Annotated in this window: 22 protein-coding genes and 1 pseudogene; 8 read left to right on the forward strand and 15 right to left on the reverse strand. The window is 61.0% G+C overall.

The features are described from left to right. Window positions 1-6: 6 nt before the first annotated feature. The 5 genes from GV818_RS06040 to GV818_RS06060 all read right to left on the reverse strand — a co-directional run bounded on the left by GV818_RS06040 (window position 7) and on the right by GV818_RS06060 (window position 4163). Complete coding sequence (locus GV818_RS06040) at window positions 7-450, reverse strand: hotdog fold thioesterase (RefSeq protein WP_161753531.1); 444 nt, start codon at window positions 448-450, stop codon at window positions 7-9. Window positions 451-481: 31 nt separating this feature from the next. Further along, complete coding sequence (locus tag GV818_RS06045) at window positions 482-2149, reverse strand: AMP-binding protein (RefSeq protein WP_161776051.1); 1668 nt, start codon at window positions 2147-2149, stop codon at window positions 482-484. Between the two features lie 176 nt (window positions 2150-2325). Next, window positions 2326-2775, reverse strand: coding sequence for a phosphohistidine phosphatase SixA (gene sixA, locus GV818_RS06050; RefSeq protein ID WP_161776052.1), 450 nt, complete (start codon window positions 2773-2775; stop codon window positions 2326-2328). Further along, entirely contained in the window at window positions 2772-3119 is a 348-nt protein-coding gene (locus GV818_RS06055) for a DUF4389 domain-containing protein (RefSeq protein WP_161753537.1), read from the reverse strand. The genes sixA and GV818_RS06055 overlap by 4 nt, the downstream gene beginning before the upstream one ends. A gap of 18 nt (window positions 3120-3137) precedes the next feature. Continuing rightward, window positions 3138-4163, reverse strand: coding sequence for an NAD(P)H-dependent glycerol-3-phosphate dehydrogenase (locus GV818_RS06060; protein ID WP_161776053.1), 1026 nt, complete (start codon window positions 4161-4163; stop codon window positions 3138-3140). 195 nt (window positions 4164-4358) lie between these two features. Here GV818_RS06060 and GV818_RS06065 point away from each other — a divergent pair, with 195 nt between their 5' ends. From GV818_RS06065 to fabB, 5 genes are all read left to right on the forward strand, one after another. Beyond that, on the forward strand, window positions 4359-6482 hold the full coding sequence (locus GV818_RS06065; protein WP_161776054.1) for a TonB-dependent receptor plug domain-containing protein: 2124 nt from the start codon (window positions 4359-4361) through the stop codon (window positions 6480-6482). A 1-nt stretch (window position 6483) separates the two neighbouring features. Then, window positions 6484-7413 (forward strand): ABC transporter substrate-binding protein, encoded by a 930-nt coding sequence (locus GV818_RS06070; RefSeq protein ID WP_161753543.1) that lies wholly within the window; start codon window positions 6484-6486, stop codon window positions 7411-7413. Next, a complete protein-coding gene (locus tag GV818_RS06075; RefSeq protein ID WP_161753545.1) occupies window positions 7410-9311 on the forward strand; it encodes an ATP-binding protein in 1902 nt (633 codons plus the stop codon). Before GV818_RS06070 ends, GV818_RS06075 begins: the two co-directional genes overlap by 4 nt. Window positions 9312-9558: 247 nt before the next feature. Further along, window positions 9559-10074, forward strand: a complete 516-nt coding sequence (gene fabA, locus GV818_RS06080; protein WP_038996198.1) for a 3-hydroxyacyl-[acyl-carrier-protein] dehydratase FabA — start codon at window positions 9559-9561, stop codon at window positions 10072-10074. A gap of 11 nt (window positions 10075-10085) precedes the next feature. After that, window positions 10086-11306 carry a beta-ketoacyl-ACP synthase I gene (gene fabB, locus GV818_RS06085; protein ID WP_161753547.1) on the forward strand — a complete coding sequence of 407 codons (1221 nt, stop codon included), beginning with the start codon at window positions 10086-10088 and terminating at the stop codon, window positions 11304-11306. Window positions 11307-11402: 96 nt separating this feature from the next. Here the strand turns inward: fabB and GV818_RS35280 are convergent, their stop codons facing one another. The 3 genes and pseudogenes from GV818_RS35280 to GV818_RS06095 form a co-directional block, all read right to left on the reverse strand. Continuing rightward, on the reverse strand, window positions 11403-12266 hold the full coding sequence (locus GV818_RS35280) for a methyl-accepting chemotaxis protein (RefSeq protein ID WP_434738393.1): 864 nt from the start codon (window positions 12264-12266) through the stop codon (window positions 11403-11405). Next, window positions 12258-13028: pseudogene (locus GV818_RS35285) on the reverse strand (MCP four helix bundle domain-containing protein); the annotation flags it as partial. The gene GV818_RS35280 and the pseudogene GV818_RS35285, both read right to left, overlap by 9 nt. Window positions 13029-13167: 139 nt before the next feature. After that, complete coding sequence (locus tag GV818_RS06095; RefSeq protein WP_161753551.1) at window positions 13168-13632, reverse strand: DUF3859 domain-containing protein; 465 nt, start codon at window positions 13630-13632, stop codon at window positions 13168-13170. A 254-nt stretch (window positions 13633-13886) separates the two neighbouring features. Here GV818_RS06095 and GV818_RS06100 point away from each other — a divergent pair, with 254 nt between their 5' ends. Then, window positions 13887-14303, forward strand: a complete 417-nt coding sequence (locus GV818_RS06100) for an OsmC family protein (protein WP_161753552.1) — start codon at window positions 13887-13889, stop codon at window positions 14301-14303. A 62-nt stretch (window positions 14304-14365) separates the two neighbouring features. After that, window positions 14366-15238, forward strand: coding sequence for a pirin family protein (locus tag GV818_RS06105; protein WP_161776056.1), 873 nt, complete (start codon window positions 14366-14368; stop codon window positions 15236-15238). 102 nt (window positions 15239-15340) lie between these two features. On the opposite strand, the gene GV818_RS06110 is transcribed toward GV818_RS06105, so the two are convergent. The 4 genes from GV818_RS06110 to GV818_RS06125 form a co-directional block, all read right to left on the reverse strand. Further along, the gene (locus GV818_RS06110) at window positions 15341-16069 is read right to left on the reverse strand and encodes a dienelactone hydrolase family protein (RefSeq protein WP_161776057.1); all 729 of its coding nucleotides are present in this window, start codon (window positions 16067-16069) and stop codon (window positions 15341-15343) included. Window positions 16070-16140: 71 nt separating this feature from the next. Next, the gene (gene htpG / locus GV818_RS06115) at window positions 16141-18045 is read right to left on the reverse strand and encodes a molecular chaperone HtpG (RefSeq protein ID WP_161776058.1); all 1905 of its coding nucleotides are present in this window, start codon (window positions 18043-18045) and stop codon (window positions 16141-16143) included. A gap of 90 nt (window positions 18046-18135) precedes the next feature. Next, on the reverse strand, window positions 18136-18528 hold the full coding sequence (locus tag GV818_RS06120; RefSeq protein WP_161776059.1) for a PaaI family thioesterase: 393 nt from the start codon (window positions 18526-18528) through the stop codon (window positions 18136-18138). Window positions 18529-18584: 56 nt separating this feature from the next. Beyond that, window positions 18585-19061, reverse strand: a complete 477-nt coding sequence (locus GV818_RS06125; protein WP_161753562.1) for a PaaI family thioesterase — start codon at window positions 19059-19061, stop codon at window positions 18585-18587. Window positions 19062-19219: 158 nt separating this feature from the next. Between GV818_RS06125 and GV818_RS06130 the strand changes: the two genes are divergently transcribed. After that, window positions 19220-19471, forward strand: coding sequence for a hypothetical protein (locus GV818_RS06130; RefSeq protein ID WP_011060058.1), 252 nt, complete (start codon window positions 19220-19222; stop codon window positions 19469-19471). Window positions 19472-19550: 79 nt separating this feature from the next. On the opposite strand, the gene GV818_RS06135 is transcribed toward GV818_RS06130, so the two are convergent. The 3 genes from GV818_RS06135 to brnQ all read right to left on the reverse strand — a co-directional run bounded on the left by GV818_RS06135 (window position 19551) and on the right by brnQ (window position 22163). Then, a complete protein-coding gene (locus GV818_RS06135; RefSeq protein ID WP_161776060.1) occupies window positions 19551-19940 on the reverse strand; it encodes an MAPEG family protein in 390 nt (129 codons plus the stop codon). Then, window positions 19940-20677 (reverse strand): DUF599 domain-containing protein, encoded by a 738-nt coding sequence (locus tag GV818_RS06140; RefSeq protein WP_161753566.1) that lies wholly within the window; start codon window positions 20675-20677, stop codon window positions 19940-19942. The genes GV818_RS06135 and GV818_RS06140 overlap by 1 nt, the downstream gene beginning before the upstream one ends. A gap of 172 nt (window positions 20678-20849) precedes the next feature. Continuing rightward, entirely contained in the window at window positions 20850-22163 is a 1314-nt protein-coding gene (gene brnQ / locus GV818_RS06145) for a branched-chain amino acid transport system II carrier protein (protein ID WP_161753568.1), read from the reverse strand. Between the last annotated feature and the right edge of the window lie 399 nt (window positions 22164-22562).

The raw sequence follows: 22562 nt of genomic DNA on the forward strand, positions 1-22562 counted from the left end.
CTGAGTTCAAGCCGCCGGCGGCGTCTGCCCCAACGGCACCACCGCCATGGTCAAGCGCGAGACACAACTGGCCTTGCCTTCGTCGCTGCTCAGGCGGATGTCCCAGACGTGAGTGGTACGGCCGATATGGATAGCCCTGGCCACCGCCGTTACCCGCCCACTGCGCAAGCCCCGCAGGTGATTGGCATTGATCTCCAGGCCCACGCAATAGAACTTGCTGGCATCGATGCACAGGTAACTGGCCATGGAGCCGACGGTTTCCGCCAGCACCACCGACGCTCCACCATGCAGCAGGCCATAAGGCTGGTGGGTGCGATGGTCAATGACCATGCTGGCCGTCAGCGACTCCTGGTCAAAGGACTCGAAGCGAATGTCCAGCACTTCGCCGATGGTGTTCTTCTGGATTGCATTCAACTGCTCGATGTTCGGAATGGTACGCCACAGACTCATCGCCGCTTCCTTCTAGGGTGGTTATTGCCAATCAATCCTGCCACAGCACGGCTTCGCTGCGCTCGCTCCAGGTTTGAAAACTCCCACCATAGGTGGCCTCGATCACATTGCGCTTGATCTTCAGGGTCGGGGTCAGGAAGCCGTTCTCCACCGCCCAGCTGCCCTTGACCACCACCAGCCGATGCAGGCGCTCATGCTTGTCGAGGCTGCCATTGACCTGGGCCAGGAGACTTTCCAGGCTGCTGTGCAGCCCTTCACGGGAACTGCCACCGGCGGCCTGCAAGCCTGCTGCCGACAGCACGCACAACCCCAGGGGAGCGCTCAACCCGTCGCCGACCACACACACCTGTTCGATATGTGAATGCACCGCCAGGCGGTTCTCGATAGGCGCCGGAGCCACATACTTGCCCTTGCTGGTCTTGAAGATTTCCTTGAGCCGGCCGGTCAGGCGCAGATTACCGGCAGCGTCCTGCTCGCCCTTGTCACCGGTGCGCAGAAAACCGTCCTCGGTGATGGTTTCGGCAGTTTTATGCGGGTCCTTGAAGTACCCCTGCATGGTGGCGCCGCTGCGTACCAGGACCTCTCCCGCCTCGTCGATACGCACCTCGACTTGTGGACACGGCCGGCCGATCCAGCCGGGAACATGCTCCCCGGGACGACCGATATGGGAATAACCGCAGTTCTCGGTCATGCCATAAACCTCCAGCACGTCCAGGCCCAGGCGGCGATACCAGAGCAACAGGGTCTGGGGCACCGGCGCCGCTCCTGACAGTGCCACCCGCAAAGCATCCAGCCCCAGCCCGGCGAGAACCTTGTGGCCGATACGCTTGCCGATAAAAGGCAGGCTCAGGAGAAAATCCAGGCGTTTGGCCGGCACCTTGCTGTAGACCCCCATCTGGAACTTGGTCCAGATCCTCGGCACCCCAAATAACGCCGTGGGCCGAGCCCGTTGCAGATCGGCCAGAAAGGTATCGAGGCTCTCGGCAAAGAACACCGTCTGCCCGGTATAGATCGCCGCCATCTCGACGAACATGCGCTCGGCCACATGGCACAACGGCAGATAGGACAGCAGCCGATCCGTGGGGCCCAGGCCGAAGAGCCGAACCCCGTGGCTGGCAGCAAAGCCCAGGTTGGCGAAACTATGCATCACACCTTTGGGCAAGCCCGTAGTACCGGAGGTGTAGATGATGGTGGCCAACTGATCCGCAGGCGGACATGGATGGTCGGCAATCGGCTGACAAAGCTGCAGGTCGTCCCAACTGAAATCGAAATGCCCATCGGGAGCCAGCGGCAGGCAGACGGTGGGCAATCCGGGCCTGACTCCCGGGGCCATGCTCGGCCAGTCATCGAGCTTGCCGATGAACACCAGGGCCGACTCGGAGTGTTCCAGTACCTGGGCCACCGAGTCGGCGCTGAGGTTGGGATACAGCGGCACCGAAACGTGTCCGGCCATCCAGATGGCCAGGTCGCTGATGACCCAATGCGCGGAGTTCTTGCCGATGATCGCAATGTGGCTGCCTGGGGGCAGTTGCCGCTCCCGTAGCCATTGGGCGGCGCGCCGGGCCTGCTGGCCGACCTCGGACCAGTTCAGCTCCTGCACCTGCCCTCCGGCACTGGGCTGAACCAGGAAACGTTGCTGGGGATGACCAGCCTCGCGCTCGTAGAACACTTGCAGCGGCAAACGAAAAGCAGCAGACATGACTCGCTCCTTTGTTTTTATTCTGTTCGTGAGACCAGCCAACCAAGCACTTGCTCGGTCGACTATTCCACGCACAAAGGAGCGCTGCAAGTTAAGAAATGTAGCGGATCGCAACCGGCTGCCGGTCCCGCCCCGGAGATCAGGGGCGGCCTGGACATGCCCGGCCGCCGGGGGCGTTATGGATGGGTGACGCCGTTGAGGCTCATCAACCCGGCCAGCGGCCAATCGCCTTCCAGCTCAGCCAGGCTGGCGGTATTCATCGACAGAGGATCACGCAGATGACCGTGCTGCAGCAAGCCGATCAGGCTGCCCACCAGGGGTTGATGGCTGACCAACAGCAGATTGTCCGCACTGTCCAGCTGTTCCAGCACCTGCAACGGATTGGCGTCTGGCGTCAGCCAGGGCACTGTGCGGATCTCCCCTTCGAAACCCAGTGCTTCGCACACCAGTTGGGCGGTCTGCTGGGCCCGCACATATGGACTGGCAATGATCGCGCTGATGGGCTGGCCAATCAGTTGGGCGGCACTGCGCAGCACCTCCTCGCGGCCATGGGCCGTGAGGTTGCGCTCGGCATCGGTGGCCGCGTGGGACTCGGCTTGACCGTGCCGCAGGATCCACAGCTTCACAGCTTGGGCTCCTCGTCACGGGCAGGATGGGGCGCTGGTGGCACGCTGTGGGGGGCCTCCCCTTCAGGCGCCCGCGGGGCCGGCCAATCGGCAAACGGCCAGGGTTTCTGCTCACTATGGAAGCTGCCAAAACGGCCGATCTGCGCGAGGAACTGGCTCAGGCTGTCGCCAAAGTTCATCAGGCTGGCATTCGGCGCGCCGTAGATCAGCCGGTAGATCAGCTGCACCAGGACCAAGGCACCGAGAAGAAACTGCGCCACCTGCCACACCAGCACGAACACCAGCATCCACAACACCCGCAGGAGGATGGACTGGTATTTGGCTTCGGAATTCGTATCGTTCATGTCTGGCTCCTGTACTGCTCAGTTGAATCCGCTGGTGGAGATAAAGTCGACGTCGGTTTTCGGCTCGCCACGCATCAGCAACTCGATCACCTGATTCAGCGTACGCCCTTCGAACAGAATCGCGTGCAGCCCGGCCACCAGCGGCATATAGACTCCCAGCTCCTGGGCCTTGACCTTGAGCACCTTGAGGGTATTGACGCCTTCCGCCACTTCGCCCAGGCGGGCCACCGCATCCTCCAGGCTCAGCCCCTGGCCCAGGGCAAAGCCTACCTGGTAGTTGCGGCTCTTGGACGAGGAGCAGGTGACGATCAGGTCGCCAACGCCGGCCAGGCCAAGGAAGGTCATGGGGTTGGCCCCTTGGCTGACGGCGAAACGGGTCATCTCCGCCAGGGCGCGGGTGATCAGCATGCTCTTGGTGTTCTCCCCCATGCCCAGGGCCACTGCCATCCCGGCGATGATTGCGTAAACGTTCTTCAAGGCCCCGCCCAGTTCCACACCGAAACGGTCGGCACTGGCGTAGACCCGGAAAGTCCGGCCGTGCAGCGCAGCCTGGACCCGCTGGCACAACTCTTCATCTTCACTGGCGACCACGGTAGCAGTCAGCGCGTGCTCCGCCACTTCCCGAGCCAGGTTGGGCCCGGAGAGCACCCCGATCCGTGCCTGTGGCGCGATGTCCTCGAGGATCTCGCTCATCAGCTTGAAGGTCTGGGCTTCGATGCCCTTGGTCAAGCTGACCAGCATCTTGCCGCTCAACAGCTGCGCATGAGGCGCGAGCACCGAGCGCAGGGCGCTGGAAGGCAGCGCGACAAAACACAGGTCGCTGTCATTCAGGGTGGCCAGCAGGTCGGTGACCGGCTCCACCGCCGGATGAATCTTGATGCCCTTGAGGTAACGCGGATTCTCGCGATTGACCCGAATGGCCTCGGCCTGCTCGGGGTCACGCATCCACTGCCGCACCGGGTGACCGTTCTCGGCTAGCAGGTTGGCCACGGCGGTACCAAAACTTCCGCCTCCCAGGACCGCAATAGGGCGCTGTTGTGTCATATGCAATCCGTTTATCCATAGCAGTGGCGATGGCGGCATTATACGGGGCGGTTTTCTCATCACCAGCCCCAGCGGCCATTGAAAAAAAATGTTGAGAACAAGTGCCGTCACTCGGGGAATGTCGGGGTTCCTGAATGGAAAAATCGACCGTCTCGGTTAACATGCGCGCCATCCATCAAGATTCAAGGCTGTGTCGTGTTCGTTGGTCCCTCACCTCTTCGTCTGTCACTGTTGCTGGGCATGCTGTTCGGCCACTCGGTGCTGGCCGACGATCTGTTTGTCGACGGCTCCGCCCTGCCGCAAGTGCTGACCGCCACCCGCCTGAAACAATCTCCCGCAGCGGTCCCCGGCAGCATGACCGTGCTCGACAACGAACTGATCAAGGCCAGTGGCGCCCGCGACATCAGCGAGCTGCTGCGCCTGGTGCCGGGGATGATGGTCGGCGCCATCAGCGGCAACCAGGCCACGGTCAACTACCACGGCACCAACGCCAGCGAAGCGCGGCGCATGCAGGTGCTGATCGACGGACGCTCGGTGTACCGCGCGGGCCTGGCGACGGTGGACTGGAGCGATATTCCGGTGGCCATGGAAGACATCGAGCGCATCGAGGTGTTTCGCGGCCCCAACACCGTCAGCTATGGCGCCAATGCGCTGATGGCGGTGGTCAACATCATCACCCGCGCCCCGGCCAACAGCCATGGCACGCGGGTCAAGCTGACCCGGGGCCAGCGCGGCATCAGCGACTGGTACGCCAGCCAGGGCGCCGGCTGGGAAACCGGCGACCTGCGGCTGTCGCTGTCAGGGCAGGAGGATGATGGCTTCGACGAGAATCGCCTGGGCGCCGACTACCGCGACAGCAAACGCTTGAACCGCTTCAGTCTCTCCGTGAGCCAGATGCTCAACGAACAGCAGAGCATCGACTGGCAGTTGAACGCCAAGGAAGGCACCAATCAGCGGCCCTATACCTATCAGCCGGTGTTCCATGGCGTATCCCAGCAGGGCAACAACTCCGATGTGGTGGCCAAGGACTACGCCGGATCGCTGCGCTGGAACCTGGAGCTCAACCCCCAGCACAGCCTCTATATCCAGGGCTCGGCCCAGCACTGGGACCGCCAGCAGACCTGGCGTGCCTGCGATGCGGCGATTTCCTTCAGCCCCGAGCTGACGCGCCTGTGGCAAGTCAATCCGAACTACGCCGAGCGCCTGGCGCGCCACATGCCCGATTATTTAAGCGCAGCGCCCAGCGGAACCCCAACGGAACAGGCATTGGCCACTCAAGTCATCGACCAATGGAAAAACGGCGGTGGCAAGAACACCGTCTGCGGCAACATCGACCAGAGCGCCCGGGAAACCCGCTACGACCTGGAACTGCAAGACACCCTGAGCCTCAGCGATAACCTGCGACTGGTCAGCGGCATGAACTATCGTTACGACCGGGCCGACTCCGAAACCTACTTCAACGGCACCCTCGACGACACCACCTGGCGCCTGTTCGGCCAGCTGGAATGGCGGGCCAGCGAGCATTGGCTGATCCAGGGCGGGGCTATGTACGAAGACACCCAGCTGACCGGCAACTCCCTGACTCCACGGCTCGCGGTCAACTACCTGATCAACCCGCGCCACGGCTTGCGCGCGGTCTACTCGGAAGCCATCCGCTCCCCGGACATGTTCGAGAACAACGTCAATTGGAGCTATCGGGTCACCGGCCTGAGCAGCCCGATCAACGGCCAGAGCAGCGCCCAGTACTTCGTCAAGACCCGCGGCCCCGGCAACCTCGACCAGGAACACATGCGCTCCCGGGAGCTGGGCTACAACGGCTACTTCATCGACCAGGCGCTGAACCTCGACATCAAGCTGTTCTATGACGAAATCAGCGGGATGATCAGCGAACCGCTGCGCAACAACCAGTACATCGCCAGCAACAGCAACTCGTCACGCTTCTCCGGCACCGAGACCCAGCTGGACTGGCAACTGAGCCGCGCCGACCGGCTACGCCTGACCTACGCCTACGTCCATGCCGACGCCAGCAATCGCCTGGACCAGCGCCTGACCGCCAGCAACAGCGGCTCCGCCGGCTGGCTGCGCAATTGGGGCCAGGGCTGGTCCAGCGCGCTCTTCTACTATGGCGACAACGCCCTCAACGGCTACCGCTTCGAACGGGTCGATACCCGTATTGCCAAACGCCTGGCCCTGGGCAAGGCAAACCTGGAACTGGCCGGCACACTGCAGCAACGGCTCGACCATGAGCCCACCACCTTCGCCGACAACCGCTACGATTCGCGACACGTGGTCTATTTCAGCGCAGAGCTCGAGTTCTAGCATGGCCCGCTACCGGCCCCGGGGGGGCTTGCGCATACCACGTCGACTCGGCTGGATCCTGCTCCTCCTGGGGCTGCTGCTGTGCACACCGCTGCGCGCCGCCGAGGTCCTGCTGACGGCCAGCGAAGACAACGAAGGCGTACGCACCTTTACCCAGGAACTGGCCGCCCAGCGCCCCCAGGACCGGGTACGCTTCGTGCCGCTGGCACAGTTGCCGACGCCAAGCCAGTTGCCCAGCGCCACGCGCCTGATCCTGCTGGACCCGCAAAGCCTCGACTGGCGCCTGCAAGACCCTCAAGGCCCGGCCACCCTGGTGCTGCGCATCAGCCGCCTGCAGGCCGAACAACGCCTGCCGCAGGTGCCTCACCCTAAACTCAGCTTGCTCTGGAGCGACCCACCCCTGAGCCGCCAGCTGCACCTGATCCACGCGGTCCTGCCTCAGGTGCGTCGGGTGGGAGTGCTGTACAGCGAAGAAAGCCGCTTCCTGCTGAAAGAACTGCGCACAGCGGCGCAATCCCTGGATATGGAAATCGTCGCAACCCTCTGGGACAGCACCAGTGACAGCCGTCCGCTGCAAGAAGTACTGCGCAACAGCGACGTCCTCCTGGGCCTGGATGACCCCAGGCTGTACAACCCCAAGACTGTAAAAAACCTGTTGCTCAGCAGCTACGCCAGGCACCAGGCCTTGATCGGCCCCAATGCCGGCTTCGTCAGGGCCGGCAGCCTGGCCAGCACCTACAGCGACCAGCAAGACTGGTTGCGTACCCTGGACCAACTGCTTGACCAACCACCAACACGCTGGCCCCGCGCGCTGTACCCGGCGGCCTTCAAAGTACTGAGCAACCCACAGGTGGCACGCTCCCTGGGCATCGAGGAAATCGACCCCGAGGCCGTCGCACGCCAGTTGAGTGAAGGAGAGAAACGCCCATGACATTGCGTCGACGTTGGGACATCCATACCCGCACTCAGCTCATCAGCCTTGGTCCGGCCCTGCTCCTGACGTTGCTGCTGATCAGCTTCTTTACCTTTGTGCGCATCCAGGATCTGCGCCAGGAGCTGAACCATACGGGCCAACTGATTGCCAACCAACTGGCACCGGCCACCGAATATGGGGTGATCTCCGGTAACAACGAGGGCCTGGAAAGCCTGTTGCAAGCCACATTGGCCACGCCGCACGTGCATTTCCTGGAAGTCCAGGACAGCGCCAACAACATTCTGGTGTATGTCGAGCAGCCATCTGCCAGTCACAACCACGCGCAACAGATCAAAGTGTTCCAGGCGCCGATACGCCTGCAGCGCATCCAGGTGCACAACGACTTCCTGCAGAATGATCCCACCAGCCAGGCCAACCAGAGCGACGGCTATCTGGGGCGAGTGATCGTCGGCATGTCCAACGATGCCTTCAATCAGCGCCAGCAGGAGATCCTCCTCAAGGCTGGCGTCCTCGCGCTGTTCGCCCTGCTCTTTACCTATCTGCTGGCACGACGCCTGGCGGCAGGCCTGGCGCAGCCCATCAGCGCCATGGGCCACGCGGTGAAAGCGATCCAGGAAGGCGACTTCAAGACCCCGCTGCCGATCGTCGATGACGGTGAACTGGGCAACCTGGCGCGGCATATCAACAACCTCGCCACCGGCCTGGAGCTGGCCAGCCGCGAACAGCAGCAAGCCATGTCCCAGCTGATTCAGACCCGGGAAGAAGCGGAACGGGCAAACAAGGCCAAATCGGACTTCCTGGCCATGATGAGCCACGAGCTGCGCACCCCGATGAATGGCGTACTGGGCATGCTGCAGTTGCTGGAAACCACCGAGATGACCCAGGAGCAGAGCGAATACGCGGCGCTGGCCTCCGAATCCACCGAGCACTTGCTGAAAGTGATCAACGACATCCTCGACTTCTCGCGCATCGAGCGCTCGGCGCTGGAACTGGAACACATCCCGTTCAACCTCGCCGAGTTGATCAGCAGCTCGGCCCAGGCGTTCCAGCACAGCGCCTTGCAACGGGGCCTGGACCTGCAACTGCGGCTACCGCCGGGCATGGAGTCGCTGCAGGTCAAGGGCGACCCGACGCGAATCCGCCAGATCCTGGTCAACCTGATCGGCAATGCGTTGAAGTTCACCGAGCAAGGCAGTGTCACCATCGAACCGCAGTGGCAGGCCCTGGATCATGAGCTCCTGTGGTTCACCTGCTCGGTGCGCGACAGTGGGATCGGCATCAGCCCGGCCAGCCTGGAGCTGATGTTCGATGCTTTCCAGCAGGCCGACAGCTCGATCTCCCGACGCTATGGCGGTACCGGCCTGGGCTTGCCTATCGCCCGGACCCTGGCCGAGCACATGGGCGGCACCCTAAGGGCCCAGAGCGAGGAAGGTCGCGGCTCGGTGTTCACCCTGGAAATCCCTCTGGCGCTGTTTCAGCAGAGCTTGCCGGTGCTGGCCCCGCGGGTGAACACCACAGCGCATCAGGGTGAAGGGCGCAACGTGCTGCTGGTGGAGGACAACCCGGTGAACCAGACAGTGATCCAGGCCATGCTGCGCAGCCTGGGCTTCACCGTGAGCATCGTCACGGACGGCGCCCAAGCGGTGCGCAGTGCCGAAAGCCTGATTTTCGAGGCGATCCTGATGGATTGCCGATTGCCGCTGGTCGACGGCTATGAAGCCACCCGGCAGATCCGCCAACTGCCCGGCTGTGCCGATTTACCGATCATCGCCCTGACTGCCAACGCCTTGCAGGGCGACCGTGAAGCCTGTCTCTCGGCGGGCATGAACGACTACCTGGCCAAGCCGTTCAAGCGCGCGGATCTGCAGCAAATTCTCCAACGTTGGGTGCAGTAACAGGCTATTTTCAAACATCTGCGACTGGCGTCATGGGCGAAAGTGCGGCAGTCTTAGGCACCCGACGGGGCCCCGAAAAGGCCCTCAAAAAAAATTTCAGTGCACAAGTGTACATTCATGCCCTTTGCGCTGTGACTTTCACTACAACGCAATAGTCTATGAGTAGGCTGCCGGCTCGAGGCATGAACGCTTCGATCGGCCGGGAAGATTGCCCAACCCTGCCGCACGGGACTATTGAGGAGCTCGCATGACCAAACAAAACGCCTTTACTCGGGAAGACCTGCTGCGCTGCAGTCGCGGTGAGCTGTTCGGCCCAGGTAACGCGCAACTGCCCGCCCCCAACATGCTGATGGTGGATCGTATCGCCCATATCAGCGAAGAGGGTGGCAAGTACGGTAAAGGTGAATTGGTCGCTGAGCTGGATATCACTCCAGACCTGTGGTTCTTCGCTTGCCACTTCGAAGGCGACCCGGTAATGCCAGGCTGCCTGGGCCTGGATGCCATGTGGCAGCTGGTCGGTTTCTTCCTCGGCTGGCAAGGCCTGCCGGGCCGTGGCCGCGCCCTGGGTTCGGGGGAAGTGAAATTCTTCGGCCAGGTACTGCCAACCGCGAAAAAAGTCACCTATAACATTCACATCAAGCGCGTGCTCAAGGGCAAGCTGAACATGGCCATCGCCGATGGTTCGGTCAGCGTTGACGGCCGCGAAATCTATACCGCCGAAGGCCTTCGGGTCGGCGTGTTTACCTCAACTGACAACTTCTAAGGGTTATCCGCATGCGCCGCGTCGTTATCACAGGTCTTGGCATCGTTTCGTGCCTGGGCAATGACAAAGAGACCGTCTCCGCTAACCTGCGTGCAAGTCGCCCGGGCATCCGCTTCAACCCGGAATATGCCGAAATGGGTCTGCGTAGCCAGGTTTCCGGCTCCATTGACCTGAACCTCGAAGAGCTGATCGATCGCAAGATCTATCGTTTCGTCGGCCATGCGGCGGCTTACGCCTACCTGGCCATGAAAGACGCCATTGCCGACTCCGGCCTGAGCGAAGAACAAGTCTCCAACCCGCGTACCGGCCTGATCGCCGGTTCCGGTGGTGCCTCGACCCTGAACCAGATGGAAGCGCTGGACATCCTGCGCGAGAAAGGCGTCAAGCGCGTTGGCCCGTACCGCGTCACGCGGACCATGAGCAGCACGGTCTCCGCCTGCCTGGCCACGCCATTCAAGATCAAGGGCCTGAACTACTCGATCGCTTCTGCCTGCGCTACCAGTGCCCACTGCATCGGTACCGCCATGGAACAGATCCAGATGGGCAAGCAGGACATCGTCTTCGCCGGCGGCGGTGAAGAAGAGCATTGGAGCCAGTCGTTCCTGTTCGACGCCATGGGCGCCCTGTCCAGCCAGTACAACGACACTCCGGAAAAAGCCTCCCGCGCCTACGACGCCAAGCGTGACGGTTTCGTCATTGCCGGTGGTGGCGGCATGGTGGTGGTCGAGGAGCTGGAACACGCTCTGGCCCGTGGTGCCAAGATCTACGCGGAAATCGTCGGTTACGGCGCCACTTCCGACGGCTACGACATGGTCGCTCCAAGCGGCGAAGGCGCAATCCGCTGCATGCAGATGGCGATGTCCACCGTCGACACACCGATCGACTACCTGAACACCCACGGCACCTCGACTCCGGTCGGCGACGTCGCGGAAATGAAAGGCGTGCGTGAAGTGTTCGCCGGCAAGGCTCCAGCCATCAGCTCCACCAAGAGCCTGTCGGGTCACTCCCTGGGCGCCGCCGGCGTTCACGAAGCGATCTACTGCATGCTGATGATGGAAGGCAACTTCATGGCCGGCTCGGCCAACATCGACGAACTGGATCCGGAAGTGGCCGATATGCCGATCCTGACCAAGACTCGCGAAGACGCCACCATCAACACCGTGATGAGCAACAGCTTCGGCTTCGGCGGCACCAACGCTACCCTGGTGCTCAAGCGCTGGCAGGGCAAGTAAGCCCCGCTGCTTGATTGAACAAGAAGCCCCGACTGGTTCGGGGCTTTTTTTCGCCTGCCATTCGCCGGCAAGCCGGCTGCCACGGGCAAATCCGGCTTACACCGAGAATCGCGCCACCATGGTGTTCAGGTCCACCGCCAACCGCGACAGCTCCTGGCTGGCGGCGCTGGTCTGATTGGCCCCAGCAGACGTCTGCTGGGCCAGGTCGCGGATGTTCATCAGATTACGGTCCACCTCACGCGCTACCGCCGCTTGCTGCTCCGAAGCACTGGCAATCACGATATTGCGCTCATTGATCAGGGTGAAGGCCGAAGCGATCTCCTCCAGCGCCTGCCCCGCCGCCTTGGCCACTTCCAGGGTCGAGCGGGCGCGGCTGTTGCTCTGCTGCATGGAACTGACCGCCTGATCGGTGCCCTGCTGGATACCGCCGATCATCTGTTCGATTTCCTGGGTCGACTGCTGGGTTCGATAGGCCAGGGCCCGCACCTCGTCGGCCACCACGGCAAATCCGCGCCCGGCATCCCCAGCCCGCGCCGCCTCGATGGCCGCGTTCAGCGCCAGCAAATTGGTCTGATCGGCGATGGAACGGATCACCTCCAGCACCTTGCTGATGCCATAGACCTTCTGCGCCAGGTCTTCCACCTGGCTGGCATTGGCTGTCACATCCTCGGCCAGCGACTCGATGGACAGCACGGTCTGACGCACCTGCTCACGCCCCTGCTGGGCGATCCGGTCGGACTCCCGGGAGGCCTCGGACGTGGCCACCGCGTTGCTGGCCACCTCTTCCACTGCCGCGGTCATCTGATTCACCGCGGTGGCGGCCTGTTCGATCTCCAGGCTCTGCTGATGCAAGCCACGGGTCGCATCCTCGGTGACGCAACTGAGCTCCTCCGAGGCCGAGGCCAACTGGCTGGAAGAGTCGGAGATGCGCCGGATGGTTTCCCTCAGGCTCTGCTGCATGGCCTTGAGCGCCTGCAACAGCCGCGCCGGCTCGTCCTTGCCGCTCACCGTGATATCACCGGTCAGGTCACCGCCGGCCACCACCTCAGCCACATTCAACGACTGCGCCAGCGGCAGGACGATGCTCCGGGTCAACAACAGCGCCAAGCCAATGGTCACCAGCGCCGCCAGCACAATCATCGCCACCACCCAGACCCGCGATTTGCTGAACACCGCCTGGGCCAGATCGGTGGCGCGGGTCGCACTCTGCTTGTTCAACTCGATCAGCTCGTGCAGGGTCGCAGCCATTTCATCGGCCAACTGGTTCATCTCACCGTTGACCACCTTGACCGCCTCCTCCAGCTGATTCTGCCCGGAGAACGCCATGACCTGGGCCTGACGTTGCAGGTACTGTTTTTCTATGGCTTTAAAACGATCGAACAGGACTCGCTCCTGGGGCAGCACAATCAGCGACTCATAGCGCCCCTGAGCGACGCCCAGGCCATTCTTGATGTCGTTGATCTTGCTTTCGTTCTGGGCAATCGCCTGCGGGTCGCGATTGATCAGCAGACGCAGGGTCAGGGCGCGAATGCGCAGCAGGTCCTGGTTCATGTCACCGACGGACATGACGCTGGGCAGCCAATTGCTTTCCACCTCATCGGATTGCTCGCGCATGTTGGCCATCTGCATCAGGGCGAATATCCCCAGGGCAAACACCATCAGCGCCAGCAAACCGAAACCCAGGCTTGCGCGAGGCGCAATATTGAGACTTCTGAGACTCATTCCTCTGGCTCCTTCCTAGAGCGCTGCAAAGCCTTGCAGCAGGTTGCTCTTAGACGGTATCGGGCCGGCGGAAATTTGCGTAAGACAAAAACGTGATATCAAAACGCCCTAGCACTTCGATACCAGGGCATGAAACGATTCAGCGCACAGAAAATCGCTGTTGTGCCAACAAACGGTCACCTTGGAAGACCATGAAATGCCACTCGCCGGGAACCACTTCATGGTTTTCGGTGAACTCGTAGGCCATCACATCCTGAGGCGCATTGGGCACCAGCTTCTGGGTGATCTCGAACTTGTCGTGACGCACACCGTCCGGCGTACGGATGCCCGGAGTCAGGTAAAGCAGAGTCAGGGGCTGATCTCCGGCGACCTTGCCCAGCAGTTGGTAACGCATGCCGAACTTGGTCCCGAGCCGGGCCGGAATCACCTCTGTCTGCTGGATCGTCTCATTGCTGCGACGCAACACCCGCTCCCCCGATTGCAGCTCGGCCTTGGGCCCTTCGAACACGCCATGTTCCACAGGGCCTTCGAGACGAACCTCGGCACTGGCCAAACCACTGAAGATCATCAGCGCTACCAGTGCGCTTGAACGAGTGAAGTGCATATCACGCTCCTTGATTGAGATGGCGCGAGCTTATGAAGCAGGCGTGACAGGCTGATGACAGTCTGTCGCGCCCAATGATTCGGGAGCCACCAGAAGCATCAGTCGGCGAGCCGGCGGCTCCACATCGATGCTGGATAGAACGCAGCACCACGCCGCAGGCACGGAAAAAAGAGCAACGCACGCGCCTGGAGATGCTCTATAACTCCAGCACCTTCAACGCCTGATCCCAGTTTCTTCACTGCCTGAGGTTTGCCATGACTATTACCGTCAATACCGAGTCCAGCGACAGCTACCGCCACAGCATCCAGGTCGACGACCATCAATTGTTCGCCGATCTGCCTACGTCCGCTGGCGGCGAAGGTACCGCGCCCGAACCCCATGATTACTTCGACGCCGCCCTGGGTGCCTGCAAGGCCCTGACCCTGAAGCTCTACGCGCAGAAGAAAAACATCCCGCTCACCGGGGTCACGGTGGAGATCAAGCACGACAACAGTGAAGAGCAGAAAGGCAAGTACGCCCTGCACGTGAAGCTGACCCTCAAGGGCGTGCTCAGCGACGCCCAGCGCGATGAACTGCATCGCGTGGCTGACCGCTGCCCGATCCACAAACTGATGACCACCAGCGAAGTCAGCATCGAAACCCATCTCAGCGAAGGCACCTTCAGCCAGTAGCGGCAAGGGCTGCGCAAGCGGGTTATGCTCCCGGGCATAACCCGATCAGCCTGGAATCCGCCATGAACTCTCCCCTCGTGATCCGTCCCCGCATCGAGGACGTTGAAGGCCAGCCCATCCTGCGCCCCTTGCCGTCGGCCCAATGCCGCAGCGTCGGACCTTTCGTATTCTTCGACCATATGCTGGAAACCGCCTACCCGGCGGGCAAGGGCATGAACATTCGCCAGCATCCGCATATCGGCCTGTCCACCCTCACCTACCTGTTCAATGGGCAGATCCAGCATAAGGACAGCCTTGGCTCGGACCAGATCGTGCAAGCCGGGGATGTCAGCTGGATGACCGCCGGCAGCGCCATCGCCCACGTCGAACGCACACCCGAGGCGTTGCTGGCCGAGGACTTCGAGATGCATGGACTCCAGGTCTGGCTGGCGTCGCCCAAGGAGCATGAACAGGGGCCTGGGCACTACAGTCATCACCCCGCCGCCACACTGCCAGTGAGCGACAACCTCGGGGTGGCAATCCGCATGATTGCAGGCACGGGATTTTGCCTGGAGTCTCCGGTGCCGGTGCTCTCCCCGACCCTGTACGCCGAGTTGCGATTACAGACCGCCACCAGCCTGCTGATTCCTACCGAACATCAGCAGCGCGCGCTGTATGTACTCGACGGCGAAGCACAGCTGGACGGCGAGCCATTGCCCCTGCACTCGCTGGTGGTGTTGCCGGAGGGAGAAAACGCCACGCTGTTCGCCGAGAGCGATTGCCATGCGGTACTGATCGGCGGTGCGCCCCTGGACGGGCCGCGACGGATCAACTGGAACTTTGTTGCCAGCGACCCGCTGTTGATCAATGAAGCACGCAGGCGCTGGGAGGCCGGGGACTGGCCGCAGGTGCCGGGAGAAAACGAGCGCATCGAACTGCCCCCTTCCCGCCACTGATCCGTAGGAGCCGGCTTGCCGGCGAACAGGCCCGTGAGTCTGGTGTTGCTCTCACTGACGCCTTCGCTGGCAAGCCAGCTCCTACAGGGCCAGGGGTTGCGGTCAGTCCTGGAATACTTCGTCCAGCAGGTAGTGCATGGTGGCGAAGGCCCGGGCAGACGTCTTGGCGTCGTACATCATCTTGCCCGGGACATTGGCATGGGGGTCGGTGAAGGAATGCACCGCACCGCCGTAGCTGACCAACTGCCAGTCAACCCCCGCCGCATCCATTTCCGCCTCAAAGGCCGGTAGTTGCTCCTTGGCCACCAGAGGATCGGCGGCACCATGCAGCACCAGCACCGAGCCGTTGATGTTCTGCGCATCAGCCGGATTGGGAGTATCCAGGGTTCCATGGAAGGACACCGCAGCCTTGACCGGCGCGCCATCGCGAGCCAGCTCCAGGGCACAGCAGCCGCCGAAGCAGAAACCGAAGGTGGCCAGCTTTGAGGTGTCCACAGCCGCTTCAACCTGGCTTTGCAAGGCCGCAAACGCCGCCTGCATGCGCTTGCGCAACAGCGCCCGGTCATTCTTCAGCGGCATCATCGCGGCACCCGCCTGATTGGCATCGCTGGGACGATTCGACTGGCCGTACAGGTCGGCAATCAACACCACATATCCCTTGGCCGCCACCGACTCGGCGATTTTCTCCGCGCCGGCGCTGATACCCATCCAGTTCGGCGCCATCAGCAACCCCGGGCGCGCGCCCTGATGTGCGGCATCGAATGCCAGGCGCCCCTCATAAGGCTCGCCATCAATCTGATAGACCACGGAACGTACAGTGATTTGACTCATGGTTCAGCTTCTCCAGTAGGGGGACACCAGAATGAAAAAACCCGCCGAAGCGGGTTTTTCTTGCAACGCGGTTAAACCGACAGTTCAACCAGCAGCTTGTTCAGCCGGCGCACATAGGCCGCCGGATCCTTCAAGCTGTCGCCGGCCGCCAGGGCCGCCTGATCGAAGAGGATGTGCGACAGGTCGCCAAACCGCTCTTCGCTCTGCTCGCTGTCGAGTTTCTCGATCAGCGGGTGGCTCGGGTTGAATTCGAAGATCGGCTTGGAATCCGGAACCTTCTGCCCGCTGGCTTCGAGGATCTGGCGCATTTGCAGCCCCAGGTCCTGCTCGCCAATGGCGAGGATCGCCGGCGAGTCGGTCAGACGGTGGGAAACCCGCACTTCGCTGACGCTCTCGCCCAGGGCAGTCTTGATCCGCTCCACCAGGCCTTCCTTGGTCTTGGCGACTTCCTCGGCAGCCTTTTTGTCCTCTTCCGAGTCCAGGTTGCCCAGGTCCAGGTCACCACGAGCCACGTCGACAAAGTTCTTGCCGTCGAACTCGCTGAGGTAGCTCATCAGCCACTCGTCGATGCGGTCGGTGAGCAGCAGCACTTCGATGCCTTTCTTGCGGAAGACTTCCAGGTGCGGGCTGTTCTTGACCTGCGCGTAGGTTTCGCCGGTCAGGTAGTAGATCTTGTCCTGACCTTCCTTGGCGCGAGCCAGGTAGTCGGCCAGGGACACCGCTTGCTCACCGTCATCACCCTGCGTGGAGGCGAAGCGCAGCAGGCCGGCGATTTTTTCCTTGTTGGAGAAATCTTCTGCCGGGCCTTCTTTCATCACCTGACCGAAGTTTTTCCAGAAACCCTTGTATTGCTCAGGCTCGTTCTTCGCCAGTTTTTCCAGCATGTCGAGGACGCGCTTGGTCAGCGCCGACTTCATCGAATCAATGATCGGGTCTTTCTGCAGGATTTCCCGCGACACGTTCAGCGACAGGTCGTTGGAATCCACCACGCCCTTGATGAAGCGCAGGTACAACGGCAGGAAGGACTCGGCCTGATCCATGACGAACACGCGCTGCACATAGAGCTTCAGGCCTTTCGGCGCTTCACGCTGGTACAGGTCGAACGGTGCGCGGGCCGGCACGTAGAGCAACGAGCTGTATTCCAGCTTGCCTTCGACCTTGTTGTGGCTCCAGCTCAGCGGGTTCTCGAAGTCATGGGCAATATGCTTGTAGAACTCCTGGTATTCCTCGTCCTTGATCTCGGTACGCGGACGGGTCCACAGAGCACTGGCGCGGTTGACGGTCTCCCATTCCAGCGCAGGCTGCTCTTCGCCTTCAGCGGCAGCAGCCTCTTTCGGCAGCTCGATCGGCAGGGCAATGTGGTCGGAGTACTTCTTGATGATGTTGCGCAGGCGCCAGCCATCAGCGAACTCTTCTTCGCCGGATTTCAGGTGCAGGACGATGCGCGTACCGCGTTCGGCTTTCTCGACGGTGGCGACTTCAAAGTCGCCCTCGCCCTTGGACGACCAGTGCACGCCTTCGCTGGCAGGCTGGCCGGCACGGCGGCTGAACACTTCAACCTGGTCGGCGACAATGAATGCCGAGTAGAAGCCGACACCGAACTGACCGATCAGGTGCGAGTCCTTTTTCTGGTCGCCGCTGAGGTTTTTCATGAAATCGGCGGTGCCGGACTTGGCGATGGTCCCCAGGTGGGTGATCACATCTTCACGGCTCATGCCGATGCCGTTGTCTTCGAGGGTGACGGTTTTCGCGTCCTTGTCGAAGCTCACACGGATTTTCAGCTCCGCACCACCTTCCAGCAACTCAGGCTTGGACAGGGCTTCGAAGCGCAATTTGTCTACGGCGTCAGAGGCGTTCGAGATCAATTCGCGAAGGAAGATTTCCTTGTTGGAATACAGCGAATGGATCATGAGGTGCAACAGCTGCTTCACCTCGGTCTGGAAGCCCAGGGTTTCCTTTTGAGTTTCCACACTCATGGTCATCAAACTCCGATCAGATGGCAGTGGCCGCATTCCGGAAGCGGAGGGCGGCGGGATGACATGAAAGTGGGGGTCACTTGCAGGATTTCAAGGGCTGGGGCTTTCTTCAATCTTGAAATGTGCGCGAGCGGTAGCTATCGGCTCATCCGCATTGCTCTGCCAGGCAGTGATCGCAACGTTGGCCACGCGCCGCCCCTGACGGCACACCTGGCAGCGAGCGAAGGTATCGCGAAACTGACCGGCACGCAGGTAATCCAGGGAGAAGTCGATAATCTTCGGCACCCCCGGCGAGCCGGTGAAGATCAGCAGATGCAGGGCCGCCGCTAGCTCCATGAAGCCGGCGATCACGCCGCCATGCAGCGCCGGCAACAACGGGTTGCCAATGTTGTCCTTGTTGGCAGGCAGACGAAACAGCAACTCATCACCCTGCCGCGAACACTCGATACCGATCAACGCGGCATAGGGAATTTTCCCCAGCAACGGCCCGTAGTCACCCTGCTGGTGCGCCTAGTCCAGCAACGCCTTGAGATCTTCGCTCATGGACGGCCTCCTTTGAGCGTATTGGCGAAACCCGGGCTGCCTTTGAGGCCTTTACCCATGCGCATGAAGGTGCCGACCACGTGCGCCACCGGGCGCTCCGGATCATCCTGATAAGCAAAGCCGCGGGTGAAGATCACATCCGTGGTGACGCGGTAGCACTGGGCGAAGCCATGCACATCACGATGGGGCATCGCCGGGTGCATATAGTCGATACGCAGATCCAGAGTCGGGCACACCTCGAACTCCGGCAATACACAGAGCGTGGCCATGCCACAAGCGGTGTCCATCAGCGAGGTCAAGGCACCGCCGTGGATGATTCCACTTTGCGGATCACCCACGATCTGTGGGTTGTAGGGCAGGGTCAGGGTCATGCCCTCTGTAGAGGCGCTGTGCACCATGATGCCCAGTACCTGACAGTGGCGCAGCGCTGAAAGAAAGCGTGTAGCACGCTCAAAGATAGGGTTTTGCGCCATGGCTTATGTCTCTTGTTATTGTCAGGAGTGTGCATTGAATGAAGCAGGTAAAAGTTCCGCGAAACCAACACTTAATATATCTGCGAGCCTCAAGGAACTTAAATCACAAGGCCATGATCGAAAGGCCAGTAAATATCTTCACTAAGGAGAAACACCCCATGCGTAAGACTTTAGCTATTGCCCTGATGCTGACTGCCTCCCTTGGTCTGGCTGCCTGCGACAAAAAATCCGAGGACAAAGCTCAAGATGCCAACCAACATGCTGAGCAAGCGCAACAGAAAATGAACGAAGCTCAGGATAAAGTGAACGACGCAGCCAAGGAAAATGCCGAAGCTGCCAAAGATCAGGCTGAATCCAACAAAGCGGCGGCCGAAGAAAGCGCCAAGGAAGCAGCTCCTAAAACCAACTAATTCGGTTTTAGTGCAACAAAAGATAAAGCCCGCCAAGTGCGGGCTTTATCTTGCCTGGAAGAAACTCTTACATCAGCAGCTAGCGAAAAGTTGGACTAAGCATCAGCAATAAGGAACACAAGAGCCCAATTGCCCAGACCAGACTTCGCTGCCAGGTCAGGTCCGCCAGGTAGCACAGCAGAAAGACGATTCGCGCCACCACGAAAGTAATGGCCAAGGTGTCGATCAACCAGCCTTGAGTCTGGGTGGTATGCGCGATCAATACACCGACGGCAAACAGGATGAAGGCTTCGAAACTGTTCTGGTGCGCCGCCAGCGCTCGTGCACCGAGCCCCGTGAGCTGCGCCTGCTGCTGGCGAGGCAAATGGTTGTTATAACCGCCCTGCTCTTTCATGGCCTTTGCCACCGGCATGCGCGCAATGAAAATCAGCAACGCGCTGATAAACACGCACCAGAACGGAATACTCATCAGCCTATCTCCTTGCTCACATCAGGCAATGGCGCCTCTGTAGGGGTATAGACCATGACATCCAGCACGTCGGAATGAAACTCACGACGATAGAGCACCAGCACTACACCGGTGCTCATCAACATAAACAGCCATGGACTGACGAACCAGGCCAGCATGCTCATGCCGAAGTAATAGGAACGCAAACCGAAGTTGAATTGGTTGGCGGCCAGGGAGATGACCCGCGCCGCTCGTGAGGCAAAAGCTTTACGCTCCTGCTCGGACACCTGCCGCTCACCGATCATCGGTGCCGAGCCCACCAGGATCGCGGCGAAATTGTATTGGCGCATGCACCAACTGAAGGTGAAGAAGGCGTAGACAAACACCAGCGCCAGGCATAGCAACTTGATTTCCGACATGCCCTGGGATGCTTGCTGGACCATGGGAATATCTGCCAGCAGCGACACTGCGCGCTCGGAGGCGCCGAGCACCGTAAGAATACCGGCCAGGATAATCAGAGTGCTGGAAGCAAAGAACGAAGCGTTGCGCTCCAGGTTACCAATCACGCTGGCGTCGGCGATGCGGTTGTCCCGCAGCAGCATGCGGCGCATCCAATCCTCGCGATATAGATGCAGAACGCTGGCCAGACAGGCCGTATCGCGGCCCTTCCAGGTCGCATAGCGGGTGTAACCGCCCCAGCAGATGACAAACCACAGGGCGGCCAGGAGGTGGATCTGGTTGGCTTGGACAAACGACATGCAAATTCCTGTCAGGCGTTGGCGGAGGACAAAAGCAAAGGGCACCTCTTCGACGCACAGACGAGGAAAAAGGCACCGCCAAAGGCCCATAAAAAATGCCCCGCATCGATGGATACGGGGCATTTTTTAGTCCTCGGGCCGCTTGTGGCGGTCACCAAGCATCAGTGACTGATCAAGCCAGGGCTTCGCTGCGCTTGCCCAGTACGCGGTCGCAGACTACCGCTACCACCAGAATGATCACCGAAGGCACCAACCAGGCCAGACCCTGCTCGCTCAGCGGCAGGTGGGACAGTTGGGTCGGCATCCAGTCAGCCAGACCCGCGCCCTTGAATGCATCGATCAGGCCGAACACGAAGGACACCAGCATCACTGGACCGACGATGCGACGCTGATCCTGCCAGAAGTCCTTGCAGAAGCTCAGTGCCACCAGGGCGATGCAAGGCGGATAGATCGCCGTCAGCACCGGAATCGAGAAAGCGATCAACTTGGTCAGGCCCAGGTTCGATACCAGCAGCGAGAACGCTGCGAGGATCACCACCAGGGTCTTGTAGGACAGTGGCAGAACGCGGCTGAAGTACTCGGCACAGGCGCAGGTCAGGCCTACCGCGGTCACCAAGCAAGCCAGGGAGATCAGCACCGCGAGGAAGCCGCTGCCCAGGGAGCCGAAGGTGTGCTGCACATAGGCATGCAACACTGCCGCACCATTGGTGGCACCGGCGGCCACTTCATGACTGCCCGCCCCCAGGCGGAACAGACTGATGTACACCAGTGCCAGGCCGACACCGGCGATCAGGCCGGCGATGACTGCGTAACGGGTGATCAGTTGAGGCGACTCGACCCCACGAGAACGGATCGCGTTGACGATGACAATACCGAACACCAGAGCGCCCAAGGTATCCATGGTCAGGTAACCATTGATGAATCCCTGGGAAAACGGTGCCGCCATGTACTCGGGAGTGGCGGTGCCAACTTCCCCTCCAGGCAAAGCGAAGGCGGCGATACCCAGCACTGCCAGGGCGATGATCTTCAGCGGCGCCAGGAAACGCCCGACGGTGTCCAGCAAACGCCCCGGATACAGCGAGATGAAGAACACCAGCAGGAAATACGCCGAGCTGTAGAGGAACAGCGCCAGCGGGCTTTCACCGGTCAGCGGCGCGAGCCCCACTTCAAAGGACACGGTGGCGGTACGTGGCGTGGCGAACAGCGGGCCTACAGCCAGGTAGCAGACGGCAGCCAACAGGCCGCCGGCCACCTTGCCGATAGGCGTGCTCAGTGCGTCCATGGCGCCGCCGACCTTGGCCAGGGCAACCACGGTGATCACCGGCAGACCGACCGCGGTGATCAGGAAGCCTAGCGCCGCCATCCAGACATGGGGTCCGGACTGCAGGCCGACAATAGGCGGGAAGATGATGTTACCGGCCCCGACGAACAGGGCGAAAGTCATAAAGCCGAGTGCCAGAATGTCCTGGCCTTTCAACACTTTCATTAAGGAAATACCACACTACTGAATCGGAATTTAGAGAGGGATTTCCCTTATGGGTGAGGGAAATGCTGTCAGTCCGTATAAGACTGACCCGTTTAGCGCGCAGCGACCTTGTGGGCAGCAGACGCAAAAAGAGGCGGCTAGCCTACCGAATCTGCAAGACGAACGCACCGGCGCAGTGCGAATTTTCTGATATGCGACATTGGGATGTCGCATTTTCGAAATTATATTTCCACCAGACTTAATCCATCCCCTGCGCAACCACTGGCTAGCCGGGGACCGAACCTTGCGAGAAGCGGCTTATGCTGCGGATGGCCTGTGCAAGAGCGGGTTTACACAGCAGATGGCTTGTGTGGGAGATGGCTTGTGTAGGAGCTGGCTTGCCAGCGAAGGCGCCCTCAA

It is taken from the genome of Pseudomonas sp. Fl4BN1, from assembly GCF_009908285.1.
In the GTDB taxonomy this organism is placed as follows: domain Bacteria; phylum Pseudomonadota; class Gammaproteobacteria; order Pseudomonadales; family Pseudomonadaceae; genus Aquipseudomonas.